General features: G+C 60.8%; 10 protein-coding genes. 9 read left to right on the top strand and 1 reads right to left on the bottom strand.

Annotated elements, in window-relative coordinates; genetic code table 11:
* Positions 1-127 precede the first annotated feature (127 nt).
* The 8 genes from ACA049_RS13735 to ACA049_RS13700 all read left to right on the top strand — a co-directional run bounded on the left by ACA049_RS13735 (position 128) and on the right by ACA049_RS13700 (position 11,823).
* The gene (locus ACA049_RS13735; protein ID WP_497336247.1) at positions 128-1,996 is read left to right on the top strand and encodes an extracellular solute-binding protein; all 1,869 of its coding nucleotides are present in this window, start codon (positions 128-130) and stop codon (positions 1,994-1,996) included.
* Positions 1,996-3,057: a microcin C ABC transporter permease YejB gene (locus ACA049_RS13730; RefSeq protein ID WP_497336245.1), complete on the top strand. Its 1,062-nt coding sequence runs from the start codon at positions 1,996-1,998 to the stop codon at positions 3,055-3,057. Before ACA049_RS13735 ends, ACA049_RS13730 begins: the two co-directional genes overlap by 1 nt.
* Positions 3,057-4,079: an ABC transporter permease gene (locus ACA049_RS13725; RefSeq protein WP_497336243.1), complete on the top strand. Its 1,023-nt coding sequence runs from the start codon at positions 3,057-3,059 to the stop codon at positions 4,077-4,079. The genes ACA049_RS13730 and ACA049_RS13725 overlap by 1 nt, the downstream gene beginning before the upstream one ends.
* A 28-nt stretch (positions 4,080-4,107) precedes the next feature.
* Positions 4,108-5,682, top strand: coding sequence for an ABC transporter ATP-binding protein (locus ACA049_RS13720; protein ID WP_497336241.1), 1,575 nt, complete (start codon positions 4,108-4,110; stop codon positions 5,680-5,682).
* A gap of 139 nt (positions 5,683-5,821) precedes the next feature.
* Positions 5,822-7,237, top strand: a complete 1,416-nt coding sequence (locus tag ACA049_RS13715) for a sigma-54 interaction domain-containing protein (protein ID WP_497336239.1) — start codon at positions 5,822-5,824, stop codon at positions 7,235-7,237.
* 297 nt (positions 7,238-7,534) lie between these two features.
* Entirely contained in the window at positions 7,535-8,926 is a 1,392-nt protein-coding gene (locus ACA049_RS13710) for a GntP family permease (protein ID WP_497336237.1), read from the top strand.
* A gap of 7 nt (positions 8,927-8,933) precedes the next feature.
* Entirely contained in the window at positions 8,934-9,719 is a 786-nt protein-coding gene (locus ACA049_RS13705; protein ID WP_497336235.1) for a 3-hydroxybutyrate dehydrogenase, read from the top strand.
* Between the two features lie 148 nt (positions 9,720-9,867).
* Positions 9,868-11,823 carry an acetoacetate--CoA ligase gene (locus ACA049_RS13700; RefSeq protein WP_497336233.1) on the top strand — a complete coding sequence of 652 codons (1,956 nt, stop codon included), beginning with the start codon at positions 9,868-9,870 and terminating at the stop codon, positions 11,821-11,823.
* 172 nt (positions 11,824-11,995) lie between these two features.
* Here the strand turns inward: ACA049_RS13700 and ACA049_RS13695 are convergent, their stop codons facing one another.
* Positions 11,996-13,102, bottom strand: a complete 1,107-nt coding sequence (locus ACA049_RS13695) for a PilT/PilU family type 4a pilus ATPase (protein ID WP_497336231.1) — start codon at positions 13,100-13,102, stop codon at positions 11,996-11,998.
* A 121-nt stretch (positions 13,103-13,223) separates the two neighbouring features.
* Here ACA049_RS13695 and ACA049_RS13690 point away from each other — a divergent pair, with 121 nt between their 5' ends.
* Entirely contained in the window at positions 13,224-15,761 is a 2,538-nt protein-coding gene (locus tag ACA049_RS13690) for a hybrid sensor histidine kinase/response regulator (protein ID WP_497336229.1), read from the top strand.
* Positions 15,762-15,802 lie beyond the last annotated feature (41 nt).

Here is a 15,802-nt window from a genome sequence, read left to right as displayed (position 1 = left end):
CTGGTTTTGTGCATGACGGCCCGCCTTTTGGTGGGCCGTTGTGTTTCGGATACGTAATACGGCTGGCGAGGGACGCGCCGCTAGCGTACAAATTGCGGTTATCGACCACCCGGCTCTAAGGCTGACAATGCGACTGGCTTTCCCCACTTTATTGTTCACTGCCGTGGCCCTGCTGTTGAGTGCCACCGGTGTGAATGCAGCACCGCAGCAGGCGTTGACCGTGTACGGCGAACCGGCGAAGTATCCCGCCGGTTTCAGTCATTTCGCCTACGCCAACCCGCAAGCCCCAAAGGGCGGCACGATGCGTCGCTCAGCCATCGAAATCGGCCATTTCGACCATATATTGCCGTACATCGACAAGGGCATTGGCGTCACGCAGATCGACGGCTTGCTCTACTCGCCCCTGGCCCAGCGTTCACTGGACGAACCCTATACCGTGTATGGCCTGGTCGCGCAGATGATGGAGCGCTCGGACGACGGCATGTCCCTGCGCTTCTACTTGAACCCGAAGGCACGCTTCGCCGACGGCACCCCGATCACGGCCCAGGACGTGCGCTACACCTTCGACTTGCTGATGACCCAGGGCAGCCTGCGCTACCGTACCCAGTTCGCCGACGTCAAAGGCGTCGAAGTCGAAGCGCCACTGACGGTGCGGTTCGACTTCAAAAGTAACGAAAACCGCACCCTGCCCCTCGACATCGCCACCTTGCCGGTATTCCCCGAACACTGGTGGAAGACCCGCGACTTCGCCAATGGCGGGGGTTATGAGGCGCCATTGGGCAGCGGCCCGTACAAGGTGGGCAAGGTCGATTCCGGTCGCAGCATCACCTTCGAGCGCAACGCCACCTGGTGGGGCAAGGATCTACCGGTCAGCCGCGGCCTCTATAACTTCGATCATTTCAGCATCGAGTACTTCGGCGACACCGACGTTGCACGCCAGGTGCTGCGAGGCGGCGCCTACGACTACAACCGCGAATTCTCCGCGACCGGCTACTCCATCGGCTATGAAAGCCCGGCCCTGAGCGACGGTCGCCTGCAGAAAGCGCATCTGGCTACAGAAGCCCCGCAATCGGCCCAGGGCTTTGTCTTCAACCTGCAAAATCCGATATTCCAGGACCGCCGCGTGCGCCAGGCCCTGGCCATGCTCTGGGATTTCGAGTGGAGCAACCGGCAGATGATGCGCGACCTGTACATCCGCCAGCAGAGCTTCTTTTCCAACACCGACCTCGCCGCCCGCAAACTGCCGGATGCCGGCGAGCTGGCTATTCTCGAACCGCTGCGCGGACAAATCCCCGACGAAGTCTTCACTAAAGTCTTCGAAGCACCGAAAACCGATGGCAGCGGCCTGATTCGCGACAAACAATTGCAGGCGCTGGATCTGCTCGAACAGGCCGGCTGGAAACCCGATGGCGACCAGTTGGTCAACGCCGAAGGCACCCCGCTGAGCTTCACCTTCCTGGTCAGCCAGAACGGCATGGACCGATTGCTGCTGCCGTATAAGCGCACCTTGAAACAGATCGGCATCGACCTGAACATTCGCCGAATCGACTCATCGCAGTACGTGAACCGCTTGATGAGCCGCGACTACGACATGATCGTCACCGGCTACCCGGTCACCACTTCACCGGGTGGCGAGCTGTTCAACTACTTCGGTTCGGTCTCGGCCAACGACCCCGGCGCCAACAACTACATGGTGCTGAAGAACCCGGCGGTCGATACTTTGATCAACGGGCTGGTCCGCGCCAACACTCAGCCTGAAATGCTGCGTTACGCCCATGCGCTGGACCGGGTGCTGCAATGGAACTACTACTGGATTCCCAACTATTACCCGCCGGGCACTTCGACGGTGTGGTGGAACCGCTTCGGCATGCCCAACGAGCAGGCCAGTAATGACGAGGCCATCGAGAGCTGGTGGGAAGTGAGCAGCACGCCGCTGACCAACCAGCAGATGACGTCGGAAAAAATCCGCCGTGGCAAACCCGGAGGGCCGCATTGATGTGGGCTTATATACTGCGGCGCCTGCTGCTGATCATCCCGACCCTGGTGATCATTCTTCTGGTCAACTTCATCATCGTCCAGGCCGCGCCGGGCGGTCCGGTGGAACAGGCCATCGCGCACCTGCAAGGCATCGGCGGCGCGAGTGTCGGCGGCGGCTCCGGGGAAACCCCGTCCGGCACCTCCCGCGCCAGTCGTGGCCTCGATCCGCAATTGATCAAGGACATCGAAAAGCAGTACGGCTTCGACAAGCCCGCGCACGAACGCCTGTGGCTGATGCTCACCAGTTACGCGCGCCTGGACTTCGGCAAGAGCTTCTTCCGCGGCGCGACCGTCACCGATCTGATCCTGGAAAAAATGCCGGTGACCATTTCCCTCGGGCTCTGGGCCACGCTGATCACTTATCTGGTGTCAATCCCGCTGGGCATCCGCAAGGCCGTGCACCACGGCAGCCATTTCGACATCTGGAGCAGCACCGCGATCATCATCGGTTACGCGATGCCGGCGTTCCTGTTCGCGATGTTCCTGATCGTGGTCTTCGCCGGAGGCACCTCACTGAACTGGTTCCCGGTGCGCGGACTGGTCTCGGACAACTTCGAATCGCTGTCGACCGTGGGCAAGATTGCCGACTACTTCTGGCACCTGGTGCTACCGGTGACGGCGCTGGTGATCGGCGGTTTCGCCACCCTGACGATCCTGACCAAGAACTCGTTCCTCAATGAAATCACGCGCCAGTACGTGGTCACCGCACGGGCCAAAGGTTTGAGCGAACGACGCGTGCTGTACGGCCATGTATTCCGCAATGCGATGTTGCTGGTGGTGTCGGGGATTCCCCAGGCGTTCATCAGCGTGTTCTTCGCCGGCTCGCTGCTGATCGAAGTGATCTTCTCGCTCGATGGCCTGGGGCGCATGAGCTATGAAGCCGCCGTGTCCCGGGACTATCCGGTGGTGTTCGGCTCGCTGTTTATCTTCACGCTGTTCGGGCTTTTGATAAAACTGATCGGCGACCTCTGCTACACCCTGGTCGACCCGCGCATCGACTTCGCCGCGAGGAACGCCTGATGTTCAAGCTCTCGCCGTTAGGCCGTCGCCGCTTCGAACGCTTCAAGAAAAACCGCCGGGGCTGGTGGTCGCTGTGGCTGTTCATTGGTCTGTTTCTGCTGACGTTGGGCGGCGAGCTGATCGCCAACGACAAACCGCTGATGGTCAGTTATCAGGGCCAGTGGTACTTCCCGGTGTTCAAGCGTCACACCGAGCAGGAGTTCGGCGGGCAACTGCCGTTTCAGGCCGACTATCGCAGCGACTACGTGCAGAAGCTGATTAAAAAAGACGGCGGCTGGATGCTGTTCCCGCCGATTCCCTTCAGCGATGACACGCCCAACTATGAACTCAGCAAACCAGCGCCGAGCCCGCCCTCGAGTGTCAACTGGCTGGGCACCGACGACCAGTCCCGGGACGTCATGGCCCGGGTGATCTTCGGGGCGCGGGTATCGATCCTGTTTGCGTTGATGCTGACCTTTGTCAGTGCGCTGATCGGCATCGCTGCCGGCGCCCTGCAAGGCTATTACGGCGGCTGGGTCGACCTGTTGGGTCAGCGTTTGCTGGAGGTTTGGTCCGGGCTGCCGGTGCTGTACCTGCTGATCATTCTGTCGGGGTTCGTCGAGCCGAATTTCTGGTGGTTGCTAGGCATCATGGCGCTGTTTTCCTGGCTGGCGTTGGTCGACGTCGTGCGCGCCGAGTTTCTGCGCGGGCGCAACCTGGAATACGTCAAAGCCGCCCGGGCGCTGGGCCTCACGGACCGGAAAGTCATCGTCCGGCATATTCTGCCCAACGCCATGAACGCGACCTTGAGTTATCTGCCGTTCATTCTCACCGGGGCGATTTCCACCCTCACGGCCCTGGATTTCCTCGGCTTCGGCATGCCCGCCGGTAGCGCATCGCTGGGCGAGTTGATCGGCCAGGGCAAGCAGAACCTGCAAGCGCCGTGGCTCGGGCTGACCGCCTTCTTCACCCTGGCGCTGATTCTTTCCTTATTAGTGTTTATCGGCGAGGCGTTACGTGATGCCTTTGATCCGCGCTCTTGAGCCTCGATCGTGAAATGGGACAGCTGATATGAGTACCAACCTGATCGAAATCCGTGACCTCAGCGTGGCCTTCAATGGTCAGACTGTGGTGCGCAACCTGTGCCTGGACATCCATCCCGGTGAATGCCTGGCGCTGGTCGGTGAATCGGGCTCCGGCAAATCGGTAACGGCCCACTCAATTCTGCAGCTGCTGCCCGAGACCGGCACCCAGACCACTGGCAGCATTCGCTATCGCGGCAAGGAACTGCTCGGCGCCCCGGCCAAGGTGTTGCGTGAGTTGCGCGGCAACCGCATCGCGATGATCTTCCAGGAACCGATGACCTCGCTCAATCCGTTGCACAGCATCGAGAAACAGATCGGCGAAACCCTGCTGGTGCACAAGGGTCTGACGGGCAAAGCGGCGCAAGCGCGGATTCTGGAGTTGCTGCAACTGGTCGGTATCCAGAAGCCCAAGGAACGGCTCAAGGCCTATCCCCATCAATTGTCTGGTGGCCAGCGGCAACGGGTGATGATCGCCATGGCCCTGGCCTGCGAGCCGCAGTTGCTGATCGCCGACGAGCCCACCACGGCGCTGGACGTGACGGTGCAGCGCAAGATTCTGATTCTGCTCAAGTCCCTGCAACAGCGGCTCGGCATGTCGTTGCTGTTGATCAGCCACGACCTCAATCTGGTGCGCAGCATCGCGCAGCGTGTGTGCGTGATGAAGGCCGGGGAAATCGTCGAAGAGGCTACGTGCGAAACCATCTTCACCGAACCGAAACACCCTTATAGCTGCGTGCTGCTGAACGCCGAACCGGAAGGCGAAGCCCTGCCCCGGGACGAGCGCGAGAACGTGTTGGAAGTGGACAACCTGCGTGTGCAGTTCGCCCTCGGTGGCGGGCTGTTCCAGCGCAAGACGTACCTGAACGCGGTGGACGGCATCAGCCTCAACATTCAGCGCGGCAAAACCCTGGGGATCGTCGGCGAGTCCGGCTCGGGCAAGTCGACGCTGGGTCAGGCGATCCTGCGTTTGCTCGATTCCGAAGGCAGCATTCGCTTTCAGGGCGAAGCGCTGGATGGCCTGACGCAAAAGCAGCTACGGCCATGGCGCAAGAAGATGCAGGTGGTGTTCCAGGACCCCTTCGGCAGCCTCAGCCCGCGCATGTCGGTGGCGCAGATCATCAGCGAAGGGCTTGAAGTGCATAGTCAGCTGACCGCTGACGAGTGCAAAGCCGAAGTGATTCGCGCGCTGGTAGAAGTCGGCCTCGACCCGCAAAGCCGCAATCGCTATCCCCACGAATTCTCCGGTGGCCAGCGTCAGCGCATCGCCATTGCCCGGGCGCTGGTGCTGAAACCGGCGCTGATCTTGCTCGATGAACCGACGTCGGCGCTGGATCGTACCGTACAGAAACAAGTGGTTGCCCTGCTCCGCCAGCTTCAGGAAAAACATGGCCTGACCTACCTGTTCATCAGCCATGACCTGGCGGTGGTGCGCGCCCTGGCCCACGACATGATCGTGATCAAGGACGGCAAAGTGGTGGAAAGCGGCGCCAGCCATGATGTGTTCGATTCGCCGCAGCACCCGTACACCAAAGAGCTGTTGGCGGCGGCGCATCCGCGGTAGGCATAATCGCGTCCGCACCGATGAACCGCGTCGCGGCCATCGCGGGCAAGCCTCGCTCCTACAGGTCGGGTGATCCGTAGGAGCGAGGCTTGCCCGCGAAGAGGCCCGCCAAGACAACACCTATTCTGGACATGCGCCTATGAACACCACCGAAAGCCTCAAGGACTACCAGCGCGTTCGTCTGCTGGCGATCCGTTCGCTGTTCGAAATCATCGAGCAATCGAGCGAAGGCACGGTGATTGTCGACCGCGACGCGAACATCGTCTGGATGAACGAGCGCTACGCCCGGCGTTTCGGCCTGGAGTCCGCCGAAGTGGCGATCGGCAAGGCCTGCGAAAGCGTGATCCCCGGCAGTCTGTTACGTGAGGTCGTACGCACGGGCCGGCCGATATTGCTCGACATGCAAGACACGCCGAAAGAACCGCTGGTGGTGATGCGCCTGCCGATCCACGACGATGCCGGCGCGGTGATCGGCGCCATTGGTTTTGCGCTGTTCGATGAGTTGCACAGCCTGTCGCCGATGCTCAAACGCTACTTGAGCATGCAGGAAGAACTGGCCTCCACCCGATCGCTGCTGCGGTCGCGGCAAACCAAATACAACTTCGCCCATTTCATCGGCACCAGTGCCGCCAGCCTGGAAGTCAAACGCCGCGCCCGGCGCAGTGCCAGTGCCGAGTCACCGGTGTTGTTGCTCGGCGAAACCGGCACCGGCAAGGAGTTATTGGCCCAGGCGATCCACGGCGCTTCGCCGCGCGCGCACAAAGCCTTCGTCAGCATCAATAGCGCGGCGATTCCCGAATCATTGCTGGAGGCCGAGTTCTTTGGCACCGCGCCCGGGGCCTTTACCGGCGCCGATCGCAAGGGCCGCGCCGGCAAGTTGCAGATCGCTCAGGGCGGCACGCTGTTTCTCGACGAAATTGGCGACATGCCGCTGCCGCTGCAGAGCAAATTGCTACGGGTGTTGCAGGAAAAGGAGTTCGAACCGGTCGGTTCCAATGAAGTGATCCAGAGTGATGTGCGAGTGATCGCGGCCACCTCCACCGATCTGGAAGCCGCGATCAAGCGCGGCGAATTTCGTGCCGATTTGTATTACCGCCTCAACGTGCTGCCGATCAACGTGCCGCCCCTGCGCGATCGACTCGACGATTTGCCGGCACTCAGTGAAGCGATCCTCGAGGAACTGCGCAGCCAGCATGAACTCAACCGCGAAGCCTTGGAACTGCTGGGGCAACACGCTTGGCCGGGGAATATCCGCGAACTGCGCAACGTGCTGGAGCGCGCGGCGTTGCTCAGTGATGACCTGGTGCTGAACGCGGGGGATATCCGCGCGGCGATTGGGACGTTTACCCCGGTAGAGCGTGTGGCGCCGAGGGCGATTGAGGCGCTCGCGCATGAAACATTCAGTGAGGCGCGGGAACGGTTTGACCGGCAATTGATTGAAACGGCCCTGGCGCAATGTGGGGGCAAGGTGATTGAAGCGGCGGCGCGGTTGGGGCTTGGGCGGTCTACTTTGTATAAGAAGATGGTGGCGTTGGGGATTGTTGAGTCTCTATAAAGAGACATTGATCTCTATTGGTAGATAGGGCCTCTTCGCGGGCAAGCCTCGCTCCTACAGGGCCGAGTTGCTCCAATGTTAAAGCCCGATCATAAATCCTGTAGGAGCGAGGCTTGCCCGCGAAGACGTCCACACAACCACCAACAATCTCAAAACAGAGACAAATAACTCAAAACCGTCCAGAAAAAATATAAATATCTTTATATTTCAATACTTTACATAAATGGCACGAATCTCGCTAAAGCCCTCTCCCACAAAAGATCCACCCTACAAAAATAACAATCCAGGAGACACACCATGAGTGTGATCATTGCCTTGGCAGCTCTCTCGCTGCTGATGCTGGCTGCTTACCGTGGCTACAGCGTTATTCTCTTCGCCCCGATTGCCGCCCTCGGCGCTGTCTTGCTCACCGACCCGTCCGCCGTCGCCCCCGCCTTCACCGGGGTGTTCATGGAGAAAATGGTCGGCTTCATCAAACTGTATTTCCCGGTGTTCCTGCTTGGCGCCGTGTTCGGCAAGCTGATCGAGCTGTCGGGCTTCTCGCGTTCCATCGTTGCGGCAGCGATTCGACTGCTCGGCACCCGCCAGGCGATGCTGGTGATCGTGCTGGTCTGCGCCCTGCTGACTTACGGCGGCGTGTCGCTGTTTGTGGTGGTGTTCGCGGTCTATCCGTTTGCCGCTGAAATGTTCCGCCAGAGCAACATCCCCAAGCGTCTGATCCCGGCGACCATCGCCCTCGGTGCGTTCTCGTTCACCATGGACGCCCTGCCCGGCACCCCGCAGATCCAGAACATCATCCCCAGCACCTTCTTCAACACCACCGCGTGGGCGGCGCCGTGGCTGGGTGTGATTGGCGCGATCTTCGTGTTCAGCGCCGGCATGCTGTTTCTCCAGCGCCAGCGCAACAAGGCTCAGGCGGCTGGTGAAGGCTATGGCACCGAACTGCGCAACGAGCCGGAAACCGCGGCCGACATCAAACTGCCGAACCCTTGGATCGCCCTCTCGCCGCTGCTGGCGGTGGGCATCATGAACCTGCTGTTTACCCAGTGGATTCCGCAGTGGTACGGCAAGACCCACAGCCTCGCGCTGCCGGGCATGGCCGCGCCGGTGACCACTGAAATTGCCAAGCTCACGGCGATCTGGGCGGTCCAGGCGGCCTTGCTGGTGGGCATCATCATGGTGCTGGTCTTCGGCTTCCAGGCGATTCGCGGCAAGTTGGCCGAAGGCAGTCGCAGTGCGGTCAGCGGTTCGCTGCTGGCGGCGATGAACACGGCGTCGGAATACGGTTTTGGTGCGGTGATCGCTTCCTTGCCAGGCTTCCTGGTACTGGCCGACTGGCTCAAGAGCATTCCCAATCCGCTGGTCAACGAAGCGATTACCGTAACCTTGCTGGCCGGTATCACCGGTTCCGCGTCGGGCGGCATGAGCATCGCGCTGGCGGCCATGGCCAATGACTTCATCGCCGCGGCCCACGCCGCCAACATCCCGCTGGAAGTGCTGCACCGGGTGGCGGCGATGGCCAGTGGCGGCATGGACACCCTGCCGCACAACGGCGCGGTGATTACCTTGCTGGCGGTCACCGGCCTGACCCACCGCGAAGCCTACAAAGACATTTTCTGTATTACGCTGATCAAGACCCTGGCGGTCTTTGTGGTGATCGGTACTTTCTACGCCACTGGCATTGTGTGAGGTATTCATGACGACTCTTTCGGGCAAGACTGCACTGGTCACCGGTTCCACCAGCGGCATTGGCCTGGGCATCGCCCTGAGCCTGGCCAAGGCTGGCGCCAATCTGATCCTCAACGGTTTCGGCGATGCGTCCAAGGTGATTGCCGAGGTCGAGCAGCTCAGTAAAGAAAGCGGCGGCAAGGTCGGCCATCACCCGGCCGACGTCAGCGACCCGGCGCAGATCGCCGACATGATCGCCTACGCCGAGCGTGAGTTCGGTGGCGTGGATATTCTGGTGAACAATGCCGGGATCCAGCATGTGTCGCCCGTGGAAGACTTTCCCGTGGAGCGCTGGGATTCGATCATTGCGATCAACCTGTCGTCGGTGTTCCACAGCACCCGCTTGAGCCTGCCGGGCATGCGCGCCAAAGGCTGGGGGCGAATCATCAACATCGCCTCGGTGCACGGTCAGGTGGGTTCGGTGGGTAAAGCTGCCTACGTCGCGGCCAAGCATGGCGTAATCGGCTTGACCAAGGTGGTCGGGCTGGAAACGGCAACGACCAATGTCACCTGTAACGCCATATGCCCGGGTTGGGTATTGACGCCGCTGGTGCAGAAGCAGATTGATGATCGCATTGCCAAGGGCATCGACCCGCAACAGGCGCAGCACGATTTGCTGGCGGAAAAGCAGCCGTCGCTGGAGTTCGTCACGCCGCCGCAACTGGGAGAGCTGGTGCTGTTCTTGTGCAGCGAGGCCGGCAGCCAGGTGCGTGGCGCGGCGTGGAATATTGATGGTGGGTGGTTGGCGCAGTAATTCGGCAGCACACCGCGTTATCGTTCTTCGCGGGCAAGCCTCGCTCCCACAGGTTTTTGTGGTTGCCGCTGGATTTGTGGCTCGACGCAAAACCTGTGGGAGCGAGCTTGCCTGCGAATGGATCTGAAGATAGAAGAAGAGGCAAGCCATGTCCGACATCCTCTGGCAACCCAGCGCCGAGCGCATCAGCAAAACCCGCATGGAGGCCTTTCGGCGCTTCATCATCAAGCGGCACCACATCCACCTCGACGATTACCCTGCCCTGCACCAATGGTCCATCGATCAGCGGGTCGCGTTCTGGCAGGCGATCGTCGACTTCTTCGACATCCGTTTCCACGATCAACCGGACGCGGTGCTGGTGGAAGGCCCGCAAATGCCCAGCGCCCAGTGGTTCCCGGGCGCCACCCTGAACTTCGCCGAACACCTGCTGCGCCGTCGCGACGATGCCATCGCGGTGATTGCCATTGGCGAGAACGGCCAGCGTGAACACCTGACCTGGGCCGAACTGGCCGAGCATGTCGCCGGATTTCAAAACAGCCTGAAAGCCGCCGACGTCGGCCTCGGCGACCGCGTCGCTGCGTGCATGCCCAACACCTGGCAAACCCTGGTGGCCATGCTCGGCACCACCAGCCTCGGGGCAATCTGGTCTTGCTCGTCACCGGACTTCGGCACCCAGGGCGTCATCGACCGCTTCGGCCAGATCGAACCGAAAGTGCTCATCACCTGCGCCGGTTACCGCTACGCCGGCAAGGACATCGACCAGACCGCCAAGGTCAATGAAATCCTCGAACGCCTGCCCTCCTTGCAACAGTTGATCGTGGTGCCCTATGCCCGGCCACAGGCACACATCGAGCATTTCCACACCCGGGCCAACGTGACGCTGTGGGATGATTTCTATGACATCGGTGGCGAACCGGATTTCGTCCCGGTGCCTTTCGCCCATCCGCTGTATATCCTCTATTCCAGCGGCACCACCGGCGTGCCGAAATGCATCATCCACAGCACCGGCGGCGTGCTGCTGCAACACGTCAAGGAACACGGGCTGCATTGCGATCTCGGCCCTGGCGACCGGCTGTTCTACTACACCACCTGCGGCTGGATGATGTGGAACTGGCTGGTTTCGGCCCTGGCCGTGGGCAGCGCAGTGGTGCTGTACGACGGCTCGCCGTTTCATCCAGATCCCCAGCGCTTGATCGACCTGATCGACGATGAACGCATCAGCGTGTTCGGGACCAGTCCCAAATTCCTCGCGACACTGGAAACCAACGGCGTCAAACCCCGCGAGAGCCATGACCTGAGTAGCTTGAAAATCCTGCTCTGCACCGGTTCTGCGCTGTCGCCGCAGAGCTACGATTACGTCTACCGCGATTTCAAGAGCGACCTGTGTCTGGCCTCGATGTCCGGCGGCACCGACATCGTTTCGTGCTTCGTGAACAGCAACCCTTTTGACCCCGTGCGCCGTGGCGAAATCCAGGGCAAGAGCCTGGGCATGGCGGTCGAAGTCTGGAACGACGATGGCAAACCTGTGATCGGCGAAAAAGGCGAGTTGGTTTGCACCCGGCACTTCCCTGCCATGCCCATCGGTTTCTGGAACGACCCGCAGCAAGAGAAGCTGCACGCTTCCTATTTCAGTCAGTTCCCCGGCGTCTGGTCTCAGGGCGATTACGCCGAACAACTGCCCCACGGCGCGATGATGATTCACGGGCGCTCGGACGCGGTGCTCAACCCCGGCGGTGTGCGCATCGGCACGGCTGAAATTTACCGCCAGGTGGAGAAAGTCCCGCAGGTGCTGGACAGCGTGGCGATTGGTCAGCAATGGCAGGATGACGTGCGGGTGGTGCTGTTCGTGAAGTTGCGCGACGGCGTCGAACTCGATGAAGCCTTGCAGCAGCAGATCCGCCAGGTCATCCGCGCCAACACCACGCCACGGCACGTACCGGCGAAGATTGTCCCGGTGACGGATATTCCGCGGACTATCAGCGGCAAAGTCGTCGAATTGGCAGTGAGGAATGTGGTGCATGGGCAGAAGGTGAAAAACACCGACGCACTGGCCAATCCCGAAGCGCTGGAGCAATTCCGCAACCGCCCCGAACTCCAGGATTGATACAACCTGTGTAGGAGCGGTGTAGGAGCTGTGTAGGAGCTGTCGAGTGAAACGAGGCTGCGATCTTTTGATCTTGCTTTTAAAAGATCAAGATCAAGATCAAAAGATCGCAGCCTCGTTTCACTCGACAGCTCCTACACAGCTCCTACACAGCTCCTACAGGGGCTATGCGTCAGTCCATTAGGCCCCATTCTCCAGAGGGCGGCTGAGCAGGCGACGCATCGGCATGCAACTTGATCCGCAACCGCAAGTTGTTCACCGAATCCGCATGTTTCAACGCCTCTTCCTCCGTGATCGTCCCTTCGACAACCAACGCGTACAGCGCGCCGTCAAAGGTCTGCATCCCCAGCTCCAGCGACTTCTCCATGATCCCCTTGAGATCGGCAAACTCGTTGCTGCGAATCAGGTCGCCGATGGTCGGTGTCCCCAGCATCACCTCCACCGCCGCCCGGCGCTGCCCGTCGCGGGTACGCACCAGCCGCTGGGACACGAACGCTTTGAGGTTGTTGCCCAAGTCATGCAGCAGCTGGGTGCGGCGCTCCTCGGGGAAGAAATTGAGAATGCGATCCAGCGCCTGATTGGCGTTGTGCGCGTGCAAGGTGGAAATCACCAGATGACCGGTATCGGCAAATGCCAACGCGTGTTCCATGGTTTCGCGGTCGCGGATTTCGCCGATCAGCACCACGTCCGGTGCCTGGCGCAGGGTGTTTTTCAACGCGGCATGAAAACTGCGGGTATCGACGCCGACCTCGCGCTGGTTGATGATCGACTTTTTATGCCGATGGATGTATTCGATCGGGTCCTCGATGGTAACGATATGGCCACTGCTGTGCCGGTTTCGGTAATCGATCAGCGCCGCCAGGGAAGTAGACTTGCCGGAGTCGGTGGCGCCGACGAACAGCATCAATCCTTGTTTGAGCATCACGGTTTCGAGTAGCACCGCCGGTAACTTGAGGTCTTCGAAACGCGGGATGTCGAGCTTGATGTTGCGTGCCACGATTGACACATCGTTGCGTTGCTTGAAGATGTTGACCCGAAAGCGCCCGACACCCGCCAGGGAGATTGCCAGGTTCATCTCCAGTTCGCGATCGAACTCCAGACGCTGTTCGGCGTCCATGATGGACTCGGCAATGGCCGCGACTTCTCCCGGTTTGAACGGTTGGTCGGTCAGCGGTTTGAGCACACCGTCGAACCGAGCACTGGGTGGCGCGCCGGTAGAGAGATAGAGATCGGATCCGTTCCGGTCAGCCAGTATCTGCAACAGTGCATCGATTTCCATGGCAAATAGCACCCGCGAAGCATTCAATGAAAAAATAATGACCCCAAACAGGTCATCCAGCGTCTACCGCCCTGCAAGGATAGTAGACGCCGCCACACCGACTTAAGCGCAGGACAATTTGATGAACGCATCACCGACGGGCAGCGATGCCCAGGCCTTGATCGCCAGACTGGACTGGACACGCACCCCGCTGGGCGCGGCCAGTACCTGGCCACAGAGCCTGCGCACCGCCGTGGACATCGTGATTCATTCGCCGATGCCCATGCTCTTGCTGTGGGGCCCACACCTGACGCAGATCTACAACGACGGCTTCGCCCTGCTCGCCGGCAGCAAGCATCCTCATGCTTTCGGACAACCGACGCACCAGATCTGGCCAGAACTCCAGGACTTTACCGACCCCATTTACAGCGCCGTCCTACAAGGTCAGGTGCGAACCTACAGCGAACAACGCTTTACCTTGCAGCGCGACGAGGGTGATACCGACTTCTGGCTCGACCTGACCTACAGCCCGATCCGCGACGAAAACGCGGAGGTCGCCGGCATACTGGTCACCGCCATCGAAACCAATGAACGTCGCCGCATCGCCCTGGAGCTGGAGCAACGCTCGGCCGCCAGCCTCAAGGCCCAGCACGAAACCGAAGAACGCCTGCAACTGGCGCTGGCGGCCACCGACGCCGTCGGCACCTGGGATTGGGACATTGGCGAAGACCGCTTCATTGCCGACACCCACTTCGCCGAACTGCACAACATCGACCCGCTGCTCGCCAGTCAGTTGCCCATCAGCGCCTACCTCCAGGCCGTGCACCCGGAAGACCGCGCGATGGTCGCCCGCAGCATCAAATATTCCATCACCCACGGCACCGAATACGCCGAGGAATATCGCCTGCTGCATCCCGACGGGCACCTGCGGTGGGTATTTGCCCGCGGTCGATGCTACAAGGACCACCACGGCCGGCCGATCCGGTTCCTGGGCGCCGCGCTGGACCTGACCGAACGCAAACTCACCGAGCAAGCCCTGCGCCAGAGCCAGACCGAACTGCAACTGATCATCAACGCCATGCCCATCCTGATCAGCTATGTGGACAGCGAAGAGCGCTTTCGCTTGAACAACGCCGCTTATCTCGACTGGTATGGCCTGACGCCTCAGGAACTCTATGGCCGGACCATTCGTGAAGTGCTGGGCGAGGAAGCCTATGCCTTGCGCGCCGAGCACATCGCCCTGGCACTGACGGGCAAGCCCTGCTGTTTCAGCATCAGTACCCCGCACCGGGACGGCAGCATCCGCCATGCCTTGATGAATTACTTGCCGCGCCACGGTGCCGACGGAGCGGTGAATGGTTTCTACATCTTCGTGATCGACGAAACCGAGCGCAAACAGACCGAAGAAGCCCTGCGCAATCTCAACGAAACCCTTGAGGAACGGGTCGCCGCCCGCACCCAGCAGTTGGCCGAAGCCAACCAGCGCCTGCAAAACGAGATGTTCGAGCGTGAGCGCGCCGAGGATGCGTTGCGCCATGCGCAGAAAATGGAAGCGGTCGGGCAACTCACCGGCGGCATCGCCCACGACTTCAACAACATGCTCACCGGGATCATCGGCAGCCTCGACTTGATGCAGCGCTATATCGCTGACGGGCGCGCCGCCGAGATTGGCCGCTTTACCGAAGCCGCGGTGTCCTCGGCCAATCGCGCCGCCGCCCTGACCCATCGCCTGCTGGCGTTCTCCCGGCGTCAGTCGCTGGACCGCAAGCCGCTGAACGCCAATGACCTGGTGCACTCCCTGGAAGATTTGTTCAGCCGGACCAAGGGCGACCACATCGAACTCAAACTGCTGCTGGCCGACGAGGTGTGGCCGGTGAGCACCGACGTCAGCCAACTGGAAAACGCCCTGCTCAATCTGGTGATCAACGCCCGGGACGCCATGCCCGACGGTGGCGAGTTGCTGATCGAAACCGCCAACGTTTACCTCGACGGCAACGACATCACCACGCTGGAGCCGGTCAAGGCCGGGGATTACGTGATGATTGCGGTCAGCGATAACGGCAGCGGCATGACGCCGTCGGTGCTGGCGAAGGCGTTCGACCCGTTCTTCACCACTAAACCGATCGGCCAGGGCACGGGCCTTGGTTTGTCGATGATTTATGGGTTCGCCCAGCAATCGGGCGGGCATGTCAGCCTGTTCAGTTTGCCGGGCAAAGGCACCAGCGTTCGTTTGTACTTGCCCCGGTTGCAAGTCACCGAACCGCAAAACGTGCTACTGCCGTTGACGGGCGAAGCGCCGGCGGCGATTGCCGGTGAAACCGTGGTGTTGGTGGAAGATGATCCGGCCGTGCGCATGCTGGTACTCGACCTGCTCAACGAGCTGGGTTATCACGCCCACGAAGCCGAAGACGCGAAGACCGCCCTGCCCTTGCTGGAATCCGACTTGCGGGTTGATCTGCTGGTGACGGACGTGGGCCTGCCGGGGATGAACGGACGACAATTGGCGGAGATCGCGCGCCAGCACCGCCCCGAACTCAAGGTGCTGTTCATGACCGGTTACGCGGAGAAAGCCGCCGAACGCCAGGGCTTCCTGGAAGAAGGCATGGACATGGTCGCCAAACCGTTTTCCATCGACCTGCTGGCCAACAAGATTCGCACGATGATCGGCCAACCGGAGTGAGTTGAGGCATAATCGCGCGCCCCGCCGTCACCCTGTTGCAA

Source organism: Pseudomonas sp. LBUM1662, from assembly GCF_059695915.1.
The sequence above is the reverse complement of the archived record's forward strand: the minus strand, read 5'-3'. Positions and strand labels throughout refer to the sequence as shown.

Coding starts and splice junctions, on each gene's coding strand:
- ACA049_RS13710 (WP_497336237.1), top strand. CDS start 7,535: ATGAGTGTGATCATTGCCTTGGCAGCTCTCTCGCTGCTGATGCTGGCT.
- ACA049_RS13735 (WP_497336247.1), top strand. CDS start 128: ATGCGACTGGCTTTCCCCACTTTATTGTTCACTGCCGTGGCCCTGCTG.
- ACA049_RS13720 (WP_497336241.1), top strand. CDS start 4,108: ATGAGTACCAACCTGATCGAAATCCGTGACCTCAGCGTGGCCTTCAAT.
- ACA049_RS13715 (WP_497336239.1), top strand. CDS start 5,822: ATGAACACCACCGAAAGCCTCAAGGACTACCAGCGCGTTCGTCTGCTG.
- ACA049_RS13700 (WP_497336233.1), top strand. CDS start 9,868: ATGTCCGACATCCTCTGGCAACCCAGCGCCGAGCGCATCAGCAAAACC.
- ACA049_RS13705 (WP_497336235.1), top strand. CDS start 8,934: ATGACGACTCTTTCGGGCAAGACTGCACTGGTCACCGGTTCCACCAGC.
- ACA049_RS13725 (WP_497336243.1), top strand. CDS start 3,057: ATGTTCAAGCTCTCGCCGTTAGGCCGTCGCCGCTTCGAACGCTTCAAG.
- ACA049_RS13695 (WP_497336231.1), bottom strand. CDS start 13,102: ATGGAAATCGATGCACTGTTGCAGATACTGGCTGACCGGAACGGATCC.
- ACA049_RS13730 (WP_497336245.1), top strand. CDS start 1,996: ATGTGGGCTTATATACTGCGGCGCCTGCTGCTGATCATCCCGACCCTG.
- ACA049_RS13690 (WP_497336229.1), top strand. CDS start 13,224: ATGAACGCATCACCGACGGGCAGCGATGCCCAGGCCTTGATCGCCAGA.